Raw genomic sequence first — 16,084 nt, 5'->3', positions numbered from 1 at the left:
GCCGGCGTCAGAGCCAGGCGGGGAGCGCGGGCGGGACGCGGTCGTCGGCGTCGCGCAGGCCGGGGCCGTGCGGACGACCGAGCAACCACGCGATGAGGTCGCCGGCGCGCCCCCGGACGACGCCGAAGTCCGCCGGTTCGGTCCGGTCGACCGCCGGGCCGGGCCCGAACTCCCGGGTCGCCCCGGTGCGCGTCTCCTCCAGCACCACGTGCGGGCAGCCGGGCCGCTCGCCCAGCGACGTCGCGACGTCGGCGACCAGCACCCGGCGCATCGGGATCGGCAGGTCCGAGAACGACGCGCCGACGTCGAGGTCGACGGCGTGGATCCACACCTCCCGGGCCCGCGACCAGGGCACCGCGACGGCCGGGACCGTGAAGCCCTGCGGGACGCGGACCTCCGCGGCCCAGGCCCGCTGGGGCAGCGTCGCGACCATCGCCGCGAGCCGGTCGGAGCTGTCGACGACGTCGGCCCGGATCTCCTCGGGGGACCGGGCCGCGCCGGCCTCGATGTCGGCGTCGCGGGTCTCCCGGTCCGGGTAGGCCGGGGTCTCGACCCCGGTCCGCGCCCAGTTCAGCAGGTTGATCATCGCGTCCGCGTTGCGGGCGACGTGCGTGAGCACGTGCGCCCGGGTCCATCCGGGCAGCAGCGACGGGGCGCCGAACGCCTCGTCGCCCATCCTGGACAGCAGCCCGCGCAGGTGGGCCTGCCCGTCGGCGGCCCAGGCGAGCGAGTCCGACAGCAGCGGCGGGACCGTGACGGGGGAGGACGCCTGGCCGGTACCGGTCGCCTCCGTGCTCACGTCACCGACCGGCAGACGTTGCGGGTCTCGCCGATCCCCTCCACCGCCGTGACGATCTCGCAGCCGTCGGTGAGGTAGCGCGGGGGCGTGCGGGCGTCGCCGACACCGCCCGGGGTCCCGGTGGCGATCACGTCGCCCGGGTTCAGCGTGAGGATCGACGACAGGTACACGACCAGGTCGACGACGCCGAAGACCAGCTGGTCCGTCGTCGAGTCCTGCATGGTCTCGCCATCGAGCTCGGAGTAGATCCGCAGCGTGCCGCCCTCGGCCGGGTCGGCGGGCAGCTCGTCCGGGGTCACCAGCTCGGGGCCGAGCGGCGTCGCGTGCTCCCAGGTCTTGCCCTGCAGGAACTGCTTGGTGCGGCGCTGGTAGTCGCGCATGCTGACGTCGTTGAGCACCGTGTAGCCGGCGATCGCGGCCTTCGCGGACTCGGCGTCGGCGTGCCGCACCGACCGTCCGATGACGACGGTCAGCTCGGCCTCGTAGTCGACGCGGTCGGACTCCGCGGGCAGCTCGATCGCGTCCCGGGCCCCGACCAGCGCCGGCGCGAACTTTCCGAAGATCGTGGGGTACTCGGGCAGCTCGTTACCCATCTCGAGCACGTGGTCGCGGTAGTTCAGCCCGACGCAGATGATCTTCTCGGGCGACGGGACCAGCGGCGCGTGGTCGAGAGTGGACGCGTCGTGCACCGGGCCGGCGGCCTGCGCGGCGTGCTCGGCCCAGTCGGGACGCTCGAGGAGCGCACGGACGTCGGCCTCCCCCGTCTCGACGGCGGTGTCGCCGTCGACGCGCACCGCCCGGTGCCCGGTCGCGGTCCGGATCGTCGCGAGCCTCATCGCGGGAGTCCCTCCATCGTGATCACCATCGGCCTACGGCGGAGAGTCTGCGACACCGGCACCCCGCGGGGGAACCGGGGGTGCCCGGTGTGGCGCGCGCCTCAGATCGCCCCGGACTCGTCGTCCGCGTCCGCACCGCGCACCGGGAGGTCGCCGAACACGTCCGGCGGCTCGTGCCACGCCGGCTCCGGGCTGCCCGCCCGCGCCGCGCTGACCGCCCGCCACACCCGCTCCGGGGTACAGGGCAGGTCGATGTGCCGCACGCCCAGGTCGGACAGCGCGTCGACCACCGCGTTCTGTACGGCCGGAGTGGACCCGATCGTCGCCGACTCGCCGATCCCCTTGGCGCCCAGCGAGTTCAGCGGCGTCGGGGTCTCGGTCGTGACGGCCTCGAAGGAGAACAGGTCGGCCGCGGTCGGGATCGTGTAGGCGGCCAGGCTGGACGTCAGCGGCTGGCCCTCGTCGTCGTAGAGCACCTGCTCGTAGAGCGCCTGGGCGATCCCCTGCGCCAGGCCGCCGTGCTGCTGTCCCTCGACCAGCAACGGGTTGAGCACCCGCCCGCAGTCGTCGACGGCGACGTGCCGGCGCGGGGTGATCCGGCCGGTGTCGGTGTCGACCTCGACGACCGAGACGTGCGCGCCGAACGGGAACGTGGCCCCGGACTGGGAGGAGTCGAGCCCGACCGACAGCTCCTCCCCCGCCGCGGCGGCCCGGCCGGCCAGCCGGGCCCAGGTCACCGTCGGCCCGGTCGGCACGCCGGTCACGCCGAACTCGCCGGCGTCGGTGAGCTCGATGTCCTCGGCGGCGGCCTCCAGCACGGTCGCGGCCTGCTTGCGGGCCCGCTCGTAGAGCTCGTGCGCGGCCTCGGCCACCGCGGTGCCGCCCAGCTGCAGCGACCGGGACCCGCCGGTGCCGCCACCGCGCGGGACGACCGCGGTGTCCGACTGCACGAAGGTGATCTTCTCCATCGGGATGCCGGTGCGGTCCGAGACGAGCATCGCGAACGACGTCGCGTGCCCCTGCCCGTGCGCCGACGTGCCGGCCGAGACGGTGGCGGTGCCGTCGTCATGCACGGTGACCGAGCCGTACTCGCCGCCCCCGCCGCCGGCGGTCACCTCGACGTAGGCGGCGATCCCGATCCCGAGCCGGACCGGGTCGCCGGCCTCGCGGCGGCGGCGCTGCTCGGTGCGCAGGTCGTCGTAGCCGACCAGGCGCAGCGCCTCGCGCAGCGGCAGGTCGTAGTCGCCGACGTCGTAGTTCGCGCCGGACGGCGTGGTCACCGGGAACGACGCCGGGTCCAGCAGGTTGCGCCGCCGCAGCTCGACCGGGTCCATGCCCAGCTCGGCCGCGGCCACGTCGACCAGGCGCTCGAGGTGCGCGGCGGCCTCCGGGCGCCCGGCCCCGCGGAACGCGCCCATCGGCGTCGTGTTGGTCAGGGCCGACGCCGCGTCGTAGCGCAGCCGCGCGATGTCGTAGACACCGGTGGCCATCAGGTAGGTCATCCGCAGCGGCAGCGCGCCACCGAACCCGGCGTAGGCGCCGGCGTCGCCGATCACCCGGACCCGCAGCCCGGTCATCCGGCCCTCGGAGGTGAGCCCGAGCTCGTAGTAGCCGACCTGGCTGCGGCCGTGCGGCATCGAGACCAGGTTCTCCGACCGGGTGTCCACCCACGACAGTGGACGGCCGAGCGTCCGGGCGGCGACGACGGTCGCGGTGTGCTCGGCGAGCACCCCCGCCTTGGCACCGAACCCGCCGCCGACGTGCGGGGCGACCACCCGGACCTGCTCGGGCTCCAGCCCGACGATCCCGGCCAGCTGGGCCTGGAAGCCGTGCGGCATCTGGGTCGAGACGTGCACGGTCAGACCGAAGTCGGTGGTGGTCGGGTCGGCGACGATCGCGTTGCCCTCCAGCGGGACCGCGGCGACCCGCTGGTTCTCCATCCGGGCCCGGACGACGACCTCGGCGCCGTCGAGCGGGTCGGGCCCGTCGCCGCGCTCCCCCGCGGCCAGGTTGCTGCCGTAGTCCGGGAACTGCAGCTCGGCACCCTCGGCCAGCGCGGCCTCCGGGTCGGTGACGGCCGGCAGCGGGTCGTAGTCGACCTCGACGAGCTCGGTCGCGTCGACCGCGGCCGCACGGCTCGCGGCGACGACCATCGCGACGGCCTCGCCGACGAACCGCACCCGGTCGGTCGCCAGCGGTGGGCGCGGCAGCTCCGGGTTGAGCACCATCAGCCCGTGGTGCGCGGGCAGGTCGAGGTCCGCGGCGGTGTACACGGCGAGAACACCGGGCGAGGCCGCGGCCTCCGACGTGTCGATGCCGGTGATCCGCGCGTGCGCCAGCGGCGAGCGGACGAACGCCACGTGGGCGAGGCCCGGCGGCGCGTCGTCACCGAACGGCAGGTTCCCGACGTAGGTGCTACGACCGGTGATCAGGTCGGCGTCCTCGACGCGGCGGACCGAGGTTCCCAGGATCGAGCCAGGCATGACCCCCACGCTAGCGCCGGGCACCGACACTGTCGCGCCCAACCGGAGGATCGTCCGCTTGCCGTCCGGGGCGGCACGGCCGGGCGGGTGTACCGGTGCCGGCGGCGCGGCCGGGGTCACGTCGTCGCGTGCGTCTCGACCAGCGGTCACGCGCCGACCGCGCCCGGTAGCGTCTCGCCCATGCCCGAGTTCCACCACACCGACGTGCTCCCGCTCGGCCCGGACGAGACCGAGTACCGCGAGTTCGACCTGCCGGCGGGCACCACCACCACCGCCGCCGGACGCACCTTCCTCGAGGTCCCACCCGAGACGATCACCGGCCTGGTCCGTGCCGCCGTCACCGACATCCAGCACCTGCTCCGGCCGTCGCACCTGGCCCAGCTGCGCGCGATCGTCGACGACCCGGAGGCGTCGGGCAACGACCGGTTCGTCGCCACCGACCTGCTGCGCAACGCCTGCGTCTCGGCCGGCGGCGTGCTGCCCATGTGCCAGGACACCGGCACCGCGATCGTCGTCGGCAAGAAGACCGAGACCGTGCTGACCGGCGGCGACGACGAGGAGTCCGTCTCCCGCGGGGTCTTCGAGGCCTACCAGGAGCTGAACCTGCGGTACTCGCAGATGGCGCCGACGACCTTCTGGGACGAGCGCAACACCGGCACCAACCTGCCCGCGCAGGTGGAGCTCTACTCCAAGCCGGGCCGGGACCCGTACTACGAGTTCCTGGTGATGGCCAAGGGCGGCGGCTCGGCGAACAAGACCTTCCTCTACCAGGAGACGAAGGCGCTGCTGAACCCGAAGCGGCTCGCGGCCTTCCTGGACGAGAAGCTGCGCAGCCTCGGGACGGCGGCCTGCCCGCCCTACCACCTGGCGATCGTCGTCGGCGGGATGTCGGCCGAGTACAACCTCAAGGTCGCCAAGCTGGCCTCGGCCCGCTACCTCGACGGGCTCCCGACGGCGGGCTCGCCGCTCGGGCACGCGATCCGGGACACCGACCTGGAGCAGCAGGTGCTGGAGCTGACCCGCAACTTCGGGATCGGCGCCCAGTTCGGCGGGAAGTACTTCTGCCACGACGTCCGGGTGATCCGGCTGCCCCGGCACGGCGCGTCGCTGCCGGTCGGCGTGGCGGTGTCCTGTTCGGCCGACCGCCAGGCCAAGGCGAAGATCACGCCGTCCGGTGTGTACCTGGAGCAGCTGGAGCGCGACCCGGCGCAGTACCTGCCGGACGCCACCGACGGGGACCTGTCCGACGAGGTCGTCCGCGTCGACCTGAACCGGCCGATGGACGAGATCCGCGCGCAGCTCTCGCAGCTGCCGGTGAAGACCCGGCTGTCGCTGACCGGGCCGCTGGTCGTCGCGCGGGACATCGCGCACGCCAAGATCGCCGAGCGGCTCGACGCCGGCGAGGAGATGCCGCAGTACCTGCGCGACCACGCCGTCTACTACGCCGGCCCGGCCAAGACCCCCGAGGGCTACGCGTCCGGCTCGTTCGGACCGACGACGGCGGGCCGGATGGACTCCTACGTCCGCCAGTTCCAGGACGCCGGCGGGTCGCTGGTGATGCTGGCCAAGGGCAACCGGTCGTCCCAGGTCGTCGAGTCGTGCGCCGCGAACGGCGGGTTCTACCTGGGCTCGATCGGCGGCCCGGCCGCCCGGCTGGCGCAGGACTGCATCCGCAAGGTCGACGTGCTCGAGTACCCGGAGCTCGGCATGGAGGCGGTCTGGAAGATCGAGGTCGAGGACTTCCCGGCGTTCATCGTGATGGACGACAAGGGCAACGACTTCTTCGCCGACACCTCCGCGCCGACGCTGCAGGTCACCTTCCGCACCTGACCGACCCGTGACGGCTGTCGCGCCCCACGGAGGGTGCGGCAGCCGTCGACGGGTCGCGGCAGCGAGGACGACCGGTGGTGCGATGGCTTCACACCCCCTCGCCACGCTTCGCACCCGTCGCAGCAGGTGTGAAGCGTGGCGAGGGGGTGCGAAGCCGAGCGCCGCGGGCGTCCGGGCCGCCCACGTGGCGCCCCGTCGGCCCGTGCGGCGCCCCACCCATGGGGTGCCGCGCGGCGCCACGGGGTGCCGCGGCCGGCCATGGGGTGCCGCGGCGGGCTCCGGGGTGGCGCGGCGGGGCGGCGACCGGCTCGCTGGGGCGGCGGCCGGCTTCGGGTGCGGCGGCTCCGGATCAGCCGAGGCGGCGAGGGCCGGTGTCCCGGCGGCTCGGGGGCGGGCCGACGGTGACCCGGGCGCCGGTGACGAACGCGCCGTCCGGCGAGGCCAGCACCGGGTCCAGCGCCAGCGACCGCACCTGCGGGATGTCCTCCACGATCCGGCCGACCCGCAGCACCACGTCCTCCAGCGCGCCGGTGTCGACCGGGTCCGAGCCGCGGTAGCCGGTCAGCAGCGGGGCGGCCCGGGGTGACCGGATCACCCGCTTCGCGTCCTCGGTGGACATCGGCAGCACCCGGTAGGCGCGGTCGTCGAGCAGCTCGGTGGCCATCCCGGACAGGCCGAACGCCAGCACCGAACCGAACGACGGGTCGTCCGTGATCTCGATCTTGCAGGACGTGCCCTTGGGTGCCATCCGCTGCACGTAGACCTCGTCGGAGCCGGTGACCCGGGACAGCTCGGCGTGCGCCGCGCGCAGCGCGTCCGGCGAGCCGAGGTCCAGCCGGACGCCGACGAAGTCCCCGCGGTGCCGCCACCGGTCACCGGTCGCCTTGAGGACCACCGGGTAACCGACCTCCTCCGCGGCGGCGATCGCGGCGTCCACCCCGGACACCCGCCGGAAGGTGATCACGTCCAGGCCGTAGCAGGCCAGCAGCTCGACGGCCTCGGAGTCGGACAGCACCTGCTCGGTGCCCGAGCCGAAGCCCTCGACCAGCCGGCGGGCACGGTCGGTGTCGATGCCCTCGGGGACGACGAACTCGCCGACCGGGGTGTCGCGCCACTCCGCGTAGCGGGTGACCCGGCTCAGCGCCGCCGTCGCCCGCTCCGGGCTGGCGTAGCTGGGCACCGACCCGCGCCCGGGCGTGCCGTCGGGCTGCACGACCGCCAGCTCGGCCGGGATGCCCTCCGCGGCGAGGAAGACCGCGATCACCGGGATCCCGGCGCCCTCCGCGGCGTCGCGCAGCGCCTTGGCGTGTGCGGTGCCCTCCACCGCGACCGGCGGGACGAACACCGCGATCAGCGCGTCCGGTGCGTCCGGACTGGTCAGCGAGGCGCGCACGGCCGCGGCGAAGGCCTCCGGCGGTGCCTGCGTACCGACGTCGACCGGGTCGCCGGCGAGCTCCAGCCCCTCGTCCAGCAGACCGTCGGTGACCAGCAGGTTCAGCGCCGTCGAGTTCCCGACGACCGCGACCCGGCGCCCGGCGGGCAGCGGCTGGTAGGCCAGCAGCAGCGCGGTGTCGAACAGCTGCGGCAGCGTCTGCACCCGGATGACGCCGGACTGCTCGAACAGCGCCTGCACGCTGGACTCGTCGATCGGCGCCGAGACCGAGGCGAGCGAGGGCAGCGGGCCGGTGTGCCGGCCGGACTTCACCGCGACGACCGGCTTCGTGCGGGCCAGCCGGCGCGCGACCCGCGCGAACTTGCGCGGGTTGCCGAACGTCTCCAGGTACAGCAGCACCTGGTCGGTCGCCGGATCGGTCTGCCAGTACTGCATGAGGTCGTTGCCGGAGACGTCGGCACGGTTGCCCGCCGACACGAACGACGACAGCCCGAGTCCGCGGGACCGGGCGCTCGCCAGGATCGCGGTGCCCAGCGCGCCGGACTGGCAGAAGAAGCCCGTCCGGCCCGGGCCGGGCAGGTTCGGCGCCAGGGTCGCGTTCAGGCGCACCGCCGGGTCCGGGTTGGCGACGCCGAGCGCGTTCGGCCCGACCACCCGCATCCCGTGCGCGCGGGCCTCGGCGACCAGCCGCCGCTCGGCGACGGTGCCGCCGCCGCCGGCGTCGGCGAACCCGGAGCTGATCACGACGAGCACCTTGACGCCCTTGGCCAGGCAGGAGTCCATGACCTCGTCGATGTTCGCCGCCGGCACCGCGACGACGGCGAGGTCCACCTCGTCCGGGATGTCGATCACCGACGGGTACGCGCGGATGCCGCGCACCGACCGGGCCTCCGGGTTCACCGGGTACACCGGCCCGGTGAACCCGGCGGCCAGCAGGTTCAGCAGGACCGCGTGGCCGATCTTGGTCTCGTCCGCGGACGCCCCGATCACCGCGACCGACGTCGGGTGCAGCAGGTTCGCGACGCTGCGCGCCTCGGCGGCCTGCTCGCGCGAGTCCCGCACCGCGATCGACTTCTCGGTCGGGTCGATGTCGAACTCCAGGTGCAGCACGCCCTCGGCGAAGGCGCGCTTGACCCCGTAGCCGGCCTCCCGGAACACCCGGACCATGGCGTGGTTCTCGACGAGCACCTCGGCCTCGAACCGGGACAGCCCGTTCTCCCGCGCGGCCGCGGCCAGGTGCTCCAGCAGGATCGAGCCCAGGCCGCGGGACTGGTGGTCGTCGCGGACCACGAACGCCACCTCGGCGTTGGTGACGGGCTCCTCGGTGCCCGCGCCCTGCGACGCCGCGGCCCCGCCGTTCGCGGTGATGCCCTCGTACCGTCCGACGGCGACGATCTCGTCCCCGAGCAGCGCCAGGAACGCGACCCGGGTGCGGTGGTCGACAACGGTGAACCGCTCCAGATCGCGCGGCGAGATCCGCGGGTAGGGCCCGAAGTAGCGCAGGTAGCGGGTGCGGTCGGACAGCTTGGAGTGGAAGTACAGCAGCGCGTCGGCGTCGTCCGGGCTGATCGGGCGCAGGTGCACGATGCCGCCGTCGGACGCGACGACGTCGGCCTCCCAGTGCCGCGGGTAGGGGTGCTCTGGCTTCTCGGGGGTCTCGTCGGGCATGGGAGTAACGCCTTCAGTCCCGGGGGTCGTCGGGTTCGAGGCCGTGCAGCGGGAACACCGCACGACGGGTCTCCAGGATGGTGGCGTCGACCCGCTCGGAGTTCGCCCCACCCCACTTCTCGAACGAGGGGTCGGCCCCGTCGGACATCGACACCGGCAGCGGCGCCCGGGTGTGGGTCGTCGCGCGCGCGGTCCAGTCCGCCGGGATCGCCGTGTCCGGGGCGAGGTCACGGTCCAGCGCGACGGCCATCAGGTGCGTCCAGGAGCGCGGGACCACCCGGTACAGCGCGTAACCGCCACCACCGAGCACCAGCCACTTGCCGCCGGCCGTGGTCTCGGCCAGCTCGCGCAGCGCGTGGTAGATCGCGCGGTGCCCGTCGACGGACAGCTCGAGGTTGGCCATCGGGTCCTCGGCGTGGGTGTCGGCGCCGCACTCGGTGACCAGGATCTGCGGGCGGAACCGCTCCAGTACCGACGGGACGACGGCGTGGAAGGCACGCAGCCACCCGGCGTCGGAGGTCCCCGGCGGCAGCGGGACGTTCACCGCGTAGCCCTCGCCGCCGCCGCGGCCGAGCTCGCCGGCCCAGCCGGTGCCCGGCCACAGCGTCAGGGGGTGCTGGTGCATCGAGACGGTGAGCACCCGCGGGTCGTCGTAGAACGCGTCCTGCACGCCGTCGCCGTGGTGGACGTCGACGTCGACGTAGGCGATCCGCTCGTAGCCCTGGTCGAGCAGCCAGGCGATGGCGACCGAGCAGTCGTTGTAGACGCAGAACCCGGCAGCCCGGTCGCGCATCGCGTGGTGCAGCCCGCCGGCCATGTTCACCGCACGGTCGGCGCGGCCCTCGGCGATCTCCCGGGCCGCGGCGATCGAGCCGCCCGCGATCAGCGACGCGGCCTCGTGCATCCCGAAGAAGATCGGGTTGTCGGTGGTGCCCAGGCCGTGCCCGATGTCGAACGGCGCGTCCGGCGCCGAGCGCACCGCGGTCTGGTACCCGGTGGTGTGCACCCGGGTCAGCTCCGCCTCGGTCGCCGGTTCCGGGACGATCAGCTCGACGTCGTCGAGCACCCCGAGCCCACGGGAGAGCTCCATCATCAGGTCCAGCCGCACCGGGTTCAGCGGATGGTCGTCGGACAGCTGGTAGCCGAGGAACTCCGGTGTCCACACGACCGAGGTGCGCGCGCTCATGGGACAGGACCGTATGTCAGATGCCCGGTTCCGGTCATTCCCGCGCCGCCCAGGGCCGGTCACCGACTGCCGCCGGCCGTTCCGGGTCGGCGCTCCACTCCGACCAGGACCCCGGGTAGAGCGCCGCGGGGGCCTCCGGTGTGGTGAGCCCGGCGTCCTCCAGCGCCTGCACCGTCGCGCAGGCGTTGACCCCGGAACCGCAGTAGGCGCCGACCGGTGCCCCCGCGGTCACCCCGGCGGCGCGGAACCGGTCGGCGAGCACGTCGCCCGGTAGCCGGCGACCGTCCGGGCCCGCCAGCGAGGCGGCCGGGACGTTGCGTGCCCCCGGGACGTGGCCCGCCCGCGGGTCGACCGGTTCGGTCTCCCCCCGGTAGCGGGCGGCGGCCCGGGCGTCGAGCAACGCCCCGTCACGGGCGAGCGCGGCGGCCCCGTCGGCGTCGACGACGGGCATCGCACCGGGCCGGACGACGACGTCGCCCTCCGGCAGCGGCGACGGCTCGGCCGCGTCCCCGGAAGTACCCGCCACCGGCAGGCCGGCGGCGTCCCAGCCGGCGAACCCGCCGTCGAGCACCCGGACCCGGTCCGGGGCCAGCCCGGCCCAGCGCAGCAGCCACCACGCCCGGGCGGCGACCGAGCCGTCTCCGTCGTCGTAGGCGACGACGAGCCGGTCGTCCTCCGAGATCCCCGCCGCGCGCAGCACCCGCTGCAAGGCCGCCGGCTCCGGGAGCGGGTGGCGACCACCGGGACCGGGCAGGGCGGGGCCGGCCGAGAGCTCGGTGTCCAGGTCGACGAACACCGCACCCGGGATCCGGCGGGCGGCGTGGTCCTCGCGGCCGGGCGGCCCGGTCAGCCGCCAGCGCACGTCGAGCACGACCGGGCGCGCGGAGGACTCCGCGCCCGCTCGTACGTCCGCACCGCCCACTCCTACGTCCGCGGTGCCCGTCGGCACGGGAACGACCAGCAGGGCGAGGTCCTCAGGGGCGATCATGGTGCCGGGCACGTGCCCATCCTGCCCGAACGACCGCGCGACGCCCGGGGCCGCGACGGGTCGACGCTGGGTAGACTGGACCCGCGACCGAAGGGGCCCCACGTGAACGACCTCATCGACACCACCGAGATGTACCTCCGCACCATCTACGAGCTCGAGGAGGAGGGCGTCGTCCCGCTGCGCGCGCGGATCGCCGAACGCCTCGGCCAGAGCGGGCCGACCGTCAGCCAGACCGTCGCCCGGATGGAGCGTGACGGCCTGGTCGTCGTGGCCGGGGACCGGCACCTCGAGCTCACCGACGAGGGCCGCGGCCGGGCGGTCGCCGTGATGCGCAAGCACCGTCTCGCCGAGCGGCTGCTGATCGACGTGATCGGCCTGGAGTGGGAGCTGGTCCACGCCGAGGCGTGCCGCTGGGAGCACGTCATGAGCGAGGACGTCGAGCGCAAGCTGGTCCGGCTGCTGGACAAGCCCACCGTCTCGCCGTACGGCAACCCGATCCCCGGTCTCGACGAGCTGGAGCGTGACCAGGACGGGCCGTCCGCGGCGTCGTCGGTGCCGCCCTCGCTGGAGGTCGGCCTGCAGCGCCTCGACGAGCTGGCGCGCCGCGGCGGCGGACCGGTCGAGGTGCGCCGGATCGCCGAGCACGTGCAGATGGATGCGGACCTGATGTCCGAGCTCAAGCTGGCCGGCATCGTGCCGGGCAACAGCGTCGAGGTCGGCGCGATCCCGCGCTTCGGCGACCCGGTGCCGGTGACGGCCGAGGGTGAGCAGGCGACCGTCGCGCCGCTGGTCGCGCACGCGGTGCTCGTCAAGCCGCAGTAGGGCCCGGGGCCACGACCTGATCTCCCGCGGGCCCGTGAGAGGCTCGATGCCCTGACACGGCACGCGGGAGGAACCCCAGTGAAGCTGCTCGTCACCGGCGGCGCAGGGTACGTCGGCAGCGTCTGCGCGGCGCACCTGATCGAGGCGGGACACGAGGTCGTCGTCCTGGACGACCTGTCCACCGGGCACCGGGACGCCGTTCCGGCCGGTGCCACGTTCGTCGAGGGCGAGCTCGGCGCCGCGGCCGGCGAGGTGCTGGGCGCCGGTGGGTTCGAGGGTGTGCTGCACTTCGCGGCCCGGTCGCTGGTCGGTGAGTCGGTGCAGCGCCCCGAGCTCTACTGGGACGGCAACGTCGTCGCCTCGTTCCGGCTCCTGGAGGCCGTGCGCGCGCACGGCGTCCCGCGGCTGGTCTTCTCCTCCACCGCCGCGACCTACGGCGAGCCGGAGCAGGTGCCGATCCCGGAGACCGCGCCGACCCGGCCGACCAACCCGTACGGGGCGAGCAAGCTCGCGATCGATCACATGATCACCTCGTACGCGACCGCGCACGGGCTCGCCGCGACGAGCCTGCGCTACTTCAACGTGGCCGGCGCGCACGTCACCGGCACCGAGCGGCTCGGTGAGCGGCACGCCGTCGAGACCCACCTGATCCCGCTGGTGCTGCAGGTCGCCGCCGGGACCCGCGAGTCGATCTCGATCTACGGCGAGGACTGGCCGACCCCGGACGGCACCTGCGTGCGGGACTACATCCACGTCGACGACCTCGCCGACGCCCACCTGCTCGCGCTGACCCACGCCACCGGGTCCCGGCACGACGTCTACAACCTCGGCAGCGGGCACGGGTTCTCCGTCCGGGAGGTCGTGGAGGCCTGCCGCACCGTCACCGGGCACCCGATCCCGGCCGTCGTCGCCCCGCGCCGGGCCGGGGACCCGGCCGTGCTGGTCGCCTCGAGCGAGCTCGCGGCCGAGCGGCTGGGCTGGAAGCCCTCGCGCACCGAGCTCGAGCGGATCGTCTCCGACGCCTGGGAGTTCGCCCGCTCCCGCTGAGGAGGTCACGACGGGTCCGCTGACGACGGGTCCGCGAACGCGTCGAGCAGTCGCCGCAGCCCCGCGGGTCCGGCGTGCGATCCGGGCCGGGACCCCGCGAGCACTCCGCGCAGCGAGACGTCGACCAGGCCGGCCAGCTCGTGCTCCGGCCGGTCGGCGAGAGCCCGCTCCACGGCCAGGGTCGCCAGCGCCCCGTCGCCGCGCAGCAGCGCGCAGGCGCCGAGCAGCGCGAGCGCGTCGGCGCGCCCGGGGGCCGGCAGCACCCGGGCCAGCACCGCCCACAGCTGCTCGGCGTGCGGTGCGACCGGGCCGAGGCAGCGACGGACGGCCTCGGTGATGAAGGCCGGGTCGGCGAACGCGGCGCAGAAGCCGAGGGCGCGTGCGTCGTCGACACCGAGCCCGCCCTCGGCGGCCTCGGCCAGGCACTCGTCGAGCAGCGGCACGCCCGGTCCCGCGGCGCGCGGCCGCACCGCGCCCGACAGCCGGGCGCGCCGGGCCCGGTCACCGGCGTCCCCGTCGAGCTGGGCCAGCACCGCGGCCCGGTCCGGCAGCACGGCGCGCCCGCCCCGGACCGCGGCGGCGACGGCGACCGGGGTGGACGACGGGTCCGGCACCGTGCCGGCGCAGTGGCAGCGCTGCCCGGGCAGGTCGTAGCAGCCCCAGCTGTCCCCCGCCCGGGTCCCGGACGTCCACAGCACCGCGAGGGGCTCGATCCCGGCCCGCAGCAGCTCCCGCCGCACCGCCGCGGCCACGTCCCGGCGCGGCGCCGCGGCGCCGGGCCCCGGCACCGGCACCACGGACTCCGGCACCACGGACTCCGGCACGACGGGCTCCGGCACCACGTGGCCCGGCACTGCCGACCCCGGCACCACGGGCCCGGGCACCAGGGGGCCCGGCACCGCGACCTCCGGCATCACGGCCTCCCGGATCACCACGGCGACCGCCCGGGCCGGGCGCTCCCCCGCCAGCACCGCGACCGCGCCGGCGCACACCCGGCGCACGTCCCGGGCCGACGGGAGGTCGACCCGCACGGTGAGCCCGAGCCGGCCCCGGCGCTCGGGGCCGGCCATGCCCACCAGGACCAGCGAGTCCCGCGGGTGGAACCCGATCAGCACCGGGACCGCCGCGACCAGGTCCTCGCTCGTCGACAGCCGGACCCGCGGCTCGTCCGCGCTCCCGGGCGCCCACGGGTCGCCCGGCACGCCGGGCGGCCACATCCCGGACGGTGCGGGCCCGGGCGGCGCGGACCCGGAGCCGGGCACCGGCGGACCGGCGCGGTCGGGATCGGACGAGGGCTGCGGCAGGGCGGTCATGCATCCAGCGTGCGGCCACCGGCGACGGTCCGGACCGGGTTGCTCCGGACGGCTGTGCACGGGCACGCGGAGCCGCGCCCGTGACCGGCAGGGTGGGGACGACCGACCGGTGCACGCCCCGTCGTGTCGGTGGTCCGTGATAGGGCACGAACTGAACGGATGTTCTCACCGGGCGCCGGTGCGCAGGACCCTCGCGGGCGGTAGGAAAGGCCCATGCGTGTGTATCTGGGGATCGACATCGGAACCTCCGGATCGAAGGGGGTCGCCGTCGATCCCGACGGTCGGGTCGTGGCCCGCGCCGACCGTGCGCACGACACCGCGCAGCCCCGTCCCGGCTGGGTCGAGCACGACGCCGAGGCGATCTGGTGGGCCGACTTCACCGCGATCGTCGGCGAGCTGCTCGCGTCCGTCCCGGACGCCGAACCCGCCGGCCTGGGCGTGTCCGGCATCGGCCCGACCCTGCTCCCCGCGGACGCCGACGGCCGGCCGCTGCGCCCGGCGATCCTCTACGGCGTCGACACCCGGGCCGGCACCGAGATCGACGAGCTGAACGCCGAGCTCGGCACCGACGCGATCCTCTCCCGCGCCGGCACCCCGCTGTCGTCGCAGGCCGTCGGGCCGAAGTGGCGCTGGCTCGCCAAGAACGAGCCGGAGGTCTACGAGCGCACCCGGAAGTTCCTCATGTGCTCGTCGTACCTGGTGCACCGGCTCACCGGCGAGTACGTGCTCGACCACCACTCGGCCAGCCAGTGCGACCCGATGTACGACCTGGAGAAGGCCGACTGGGCCGCCGACTGGGCCGAGACGACCGCCCCCGGCCTGGCCCTGCCCCGGCTGCTGTGGCCCACCGAGATCGCCGGGCAGGTCACCGCCGCGGCCGCCGCGGAGACCGGGCTGCCCGAGGGGCTGCCGGTCACCGCGGGCACCGTGGACGCCTGGGCCGAGGCGACCAGCGCCGGCGTCACCTCACCGGGCGAGGTGATGGTCATGTACGGCACGACGATGTTCCTCATCGAGGTCATCGACCGCCCGCACCCGCACCCCGCGATGTGGACGACGCGCGGCGTCGTGCCCGGCACCTTCACCCTCGCCGCCGGGATGGCCACCTCCGGGGCGATCACCGGCTGGCTGCGCGACCTGACCGGCGAGGGCTACGCCGAGCTCGTCGCCGAGGCCGCCGAGGTCCCGCCGGGCAGCGGCGGGCTGCTGCTGCTCCCCTACTTCGCCGGTGAACGGACCCCGCTGTTCGACCCGGACGCCCGCGGCATCCTCGCCGGGCTGACCACCGGGCACACCCGCGGCGAGGTGTACCGGGCCGCGCTGGAGGGGATCGCGCACGGTGTCCGGCACAACCTGGAGGTCATGCGCGAGGCCGGCGGCGGCACGAAGCGCCTGGTCGCGGTCGGCGGCGGCACGACGGGCGGGCTGTGGACCCGGATCGTGACCGACGTGACCGGCGTGCCCCAGGACGTCCCCGAGCAGACCGTCGGCGCCGCGCTCGGCGACGCCTGGCTGGCCGCCACCGCGACCGGCGCGGAGCCGGACCTGCGCACCTGGAACCCCGTCGTGGAGACCATCGAGCCCGACCCGGCGGCGTCGGAGGTCTACGACCGGTTCCACCAGCACTACCGTTCGCTCTACACCGCCACCCGCGACACCGCGCACTTCCTGGCCGAGGAACGGCGGCGGGCCTACCCCGCGTGACACGCTGTTCACGGG

The 16,084-nt window shown here is 75.0% G+C and carries 11 protein-coding genes; 4 read left to right on the top strand and 7 right to left on the bottom strand.

From position 1 onward, the window contains the following. Positions 1 to 7 precede the first annotated feature (7 nt). From WIS52_RS28685 to WIS52_RS28675, 3 genes are all read right to left on the bottom strand, one after another. Positions 8 to 799: a maleylpyruvate isomerase family mycothiol-dependent enzyme gene (locus WIS52_RS28685; RefSeq protein ID WP_349301528.1), complete on the bottom strand. Its 792-nt coding sequence runs from the start codon at positions 797 to 799 to the stop codon at positions 8 to 10. Then, positions 796 to 1,635 carry a fumarylacetoacetate hydrolase family protein gene (locus WIS52_RS28680; protein ID WP_349301527.1) on the bottom strand — a complete coding sequence of 280 codons (840 nt, stop codon included), beginning with the start codon at positions 1,633 to 1,635 and terminating at the stop codon, positions 796 to 798. The genes WIS52_RS28685 and WIS52_RS28680 overlap by 4 nt, the downstream gene beginning before the upstream one ends. Before the next feature lie 101 nt (positions 1,636 to 1,736). Further along, complete coding sequence (locus WIS52_RS28675) at positions 1,737 to 4,118, bottom strand: xanthine dehydrogenase family protein molybdopterin-binding subunit (RefSeq protein WP_349301526.1); 2,382 nt, start codon at positions 4,116 to 4,118, stop codon at positions 1,737 to 1,739. A 180-nt stretch (positions 4,119 to 4,298) separates the two neighbouring features. Here WIS52_RS28675 and WIS52_RS28670 point away from each other — a divergent pair, with 180 nt between their 5' ends. Beyond that, on the top strand, positions 4,299 to 5,948 hold the full coding sequence (locus WIS52_RS28670; RefSeq protein WP_349301525.1) for a fumarate hydratase: 1,650 nt from the start codon (positions 4,299 to 4,301) through the stop codon (positions 5,946 to 5,948). A 349-nt stretch (positions 5,949 to 6,297) separates the two neighbouring features. On the opposite strand, the gene WIS52_RS28665 is transcribed toward WIS52_RS28670, so the two are convergent. From WIS52_RS28665 to WIS52_RS28655, 3 genes are read right to left on the bottom strand one after another with little or no spacing between them, the layout of a single operon-like run. Continuing rightward, complete coding sequence (locus WIS52_RS28665; protein ID WP_349301524.1) at positions 6,298 to 9,009, bottom strand: bifunctional acetate--CoA ligase family protein/GNAT family N-acetyltransferase; 2,712 nt, start codon at positions 9,007 to 9,009, stop codon at positions 6,298 to 6,300. A gap of 13 nt (positions 9,010 to 9,022) precedes the next feature. After that, positions 9,023 to 10,195 carry an acetoin utilization protein AcuC gene (locus WIS52_RS28660; protein WP_349301523.1) on the bottom strand — a complete coding sequence of 391 codons (1,173 nt, stop codon included), beginning with the start codon at positions 10,193 to 10,195 and terminating at the stop codon, positions 9,023 to 9,025. 34 nt (positions 10,196 to 10,229) lie between these two features. Beyond that, positions 10,230 to 11,195, bottom strand: a complete 966-nt coding sequence (locus tag WIS52_RS28655; protein WP_349301522.1) for a sulfurtransferase — start codon at positions 11,193 to 11,195, stop codon at positions 10,230 to 10,232. Positions 11,196 to 11,285: 90 nt separating this feature from the next. Between WIS52_RS28655 and WIS52_RS28650 the strand changes: the two genes are divergently transcribed. Both WIS52_RS28650 and galE read left to right on the top strand, forming a co-directional pair. Next, positions 11,286 to 12,005 carry a metal-dependent transcriptional regulator gene (locus tag WIS52_RS28650; RefSeq protein WP_349301521.1) on the top strand — a complete coding sequence of 240 codons (720 nt, stop codon included), beginning with the start codon at positions 11,286 to 11,288 and terminating at the stop codon, positions 12,003 to 12,005. 78 nt (positions 12,006 to 12,083) lie between these two features. Next, positions 12,084 to 13,052, top strand: coding sequence for a UDP-glucose 4-epimerase GalE (gene galE, locus WIS52_RS28645; protein WP_349301520.1), 969 nt, complete (start codon positions 12,084 to 12,086; stop codon positions 13,050 to 13,052). Positions 13,053 to 13,057: 5 nt separating this feature from the next. Here galE and WIS52_RS28640 read toward each other — a convergent pair whose 3' ends face one another. After that, the gene (locus WIS52_RS28640) at positions 13,058 to 14,365 is read right to left on the bottom strand and encodes a DUF4192 domain-containing protein (protein WP_349301519.1); all 1,308 of its coding nucleotides are present in this window, start codon (positions 14,363 to 14,365) and stop codon (positions 13,058 to 13,060) included. 213 nt (positions 14,366 to 14,578) lie between these two features. Between WIS52_RS28640 and WIS52_RS28635 the strand changes: the two genes are divergently transcribed. After that, positions 14,579 to 16,069 carry an FGGY-family carbohydrate kinase gene (locus WIS52_RS28635; RefSeq protein ID WP_349301518.1) on the top strand — a complete coding sequence of 497 codons (1,491 nt, stop codon included), beginning with the start codon at positions 14,579 to 14,581 and terminating at the stop codon, positions 16,067 to 16,069. Positions 16,070 to 16,084: the final 15 nt, after the last annotated feature.

This window comes from Pseudonocardia nematodicida (genome assembly GCF_040105385.1).
Classification (GTDB): Bacteria; Actinomycetota; Actinomycetes; order Mycobacteriales; family Pseudonocardiaceae; genus Pseudonocardia; species Pseudonocardia nematodicida.
The sequence above is the reverse complement of the archived record's forward strand: the minus strand, read 5'-3'. Positions and strand labels throughout refer to the sequence as shown.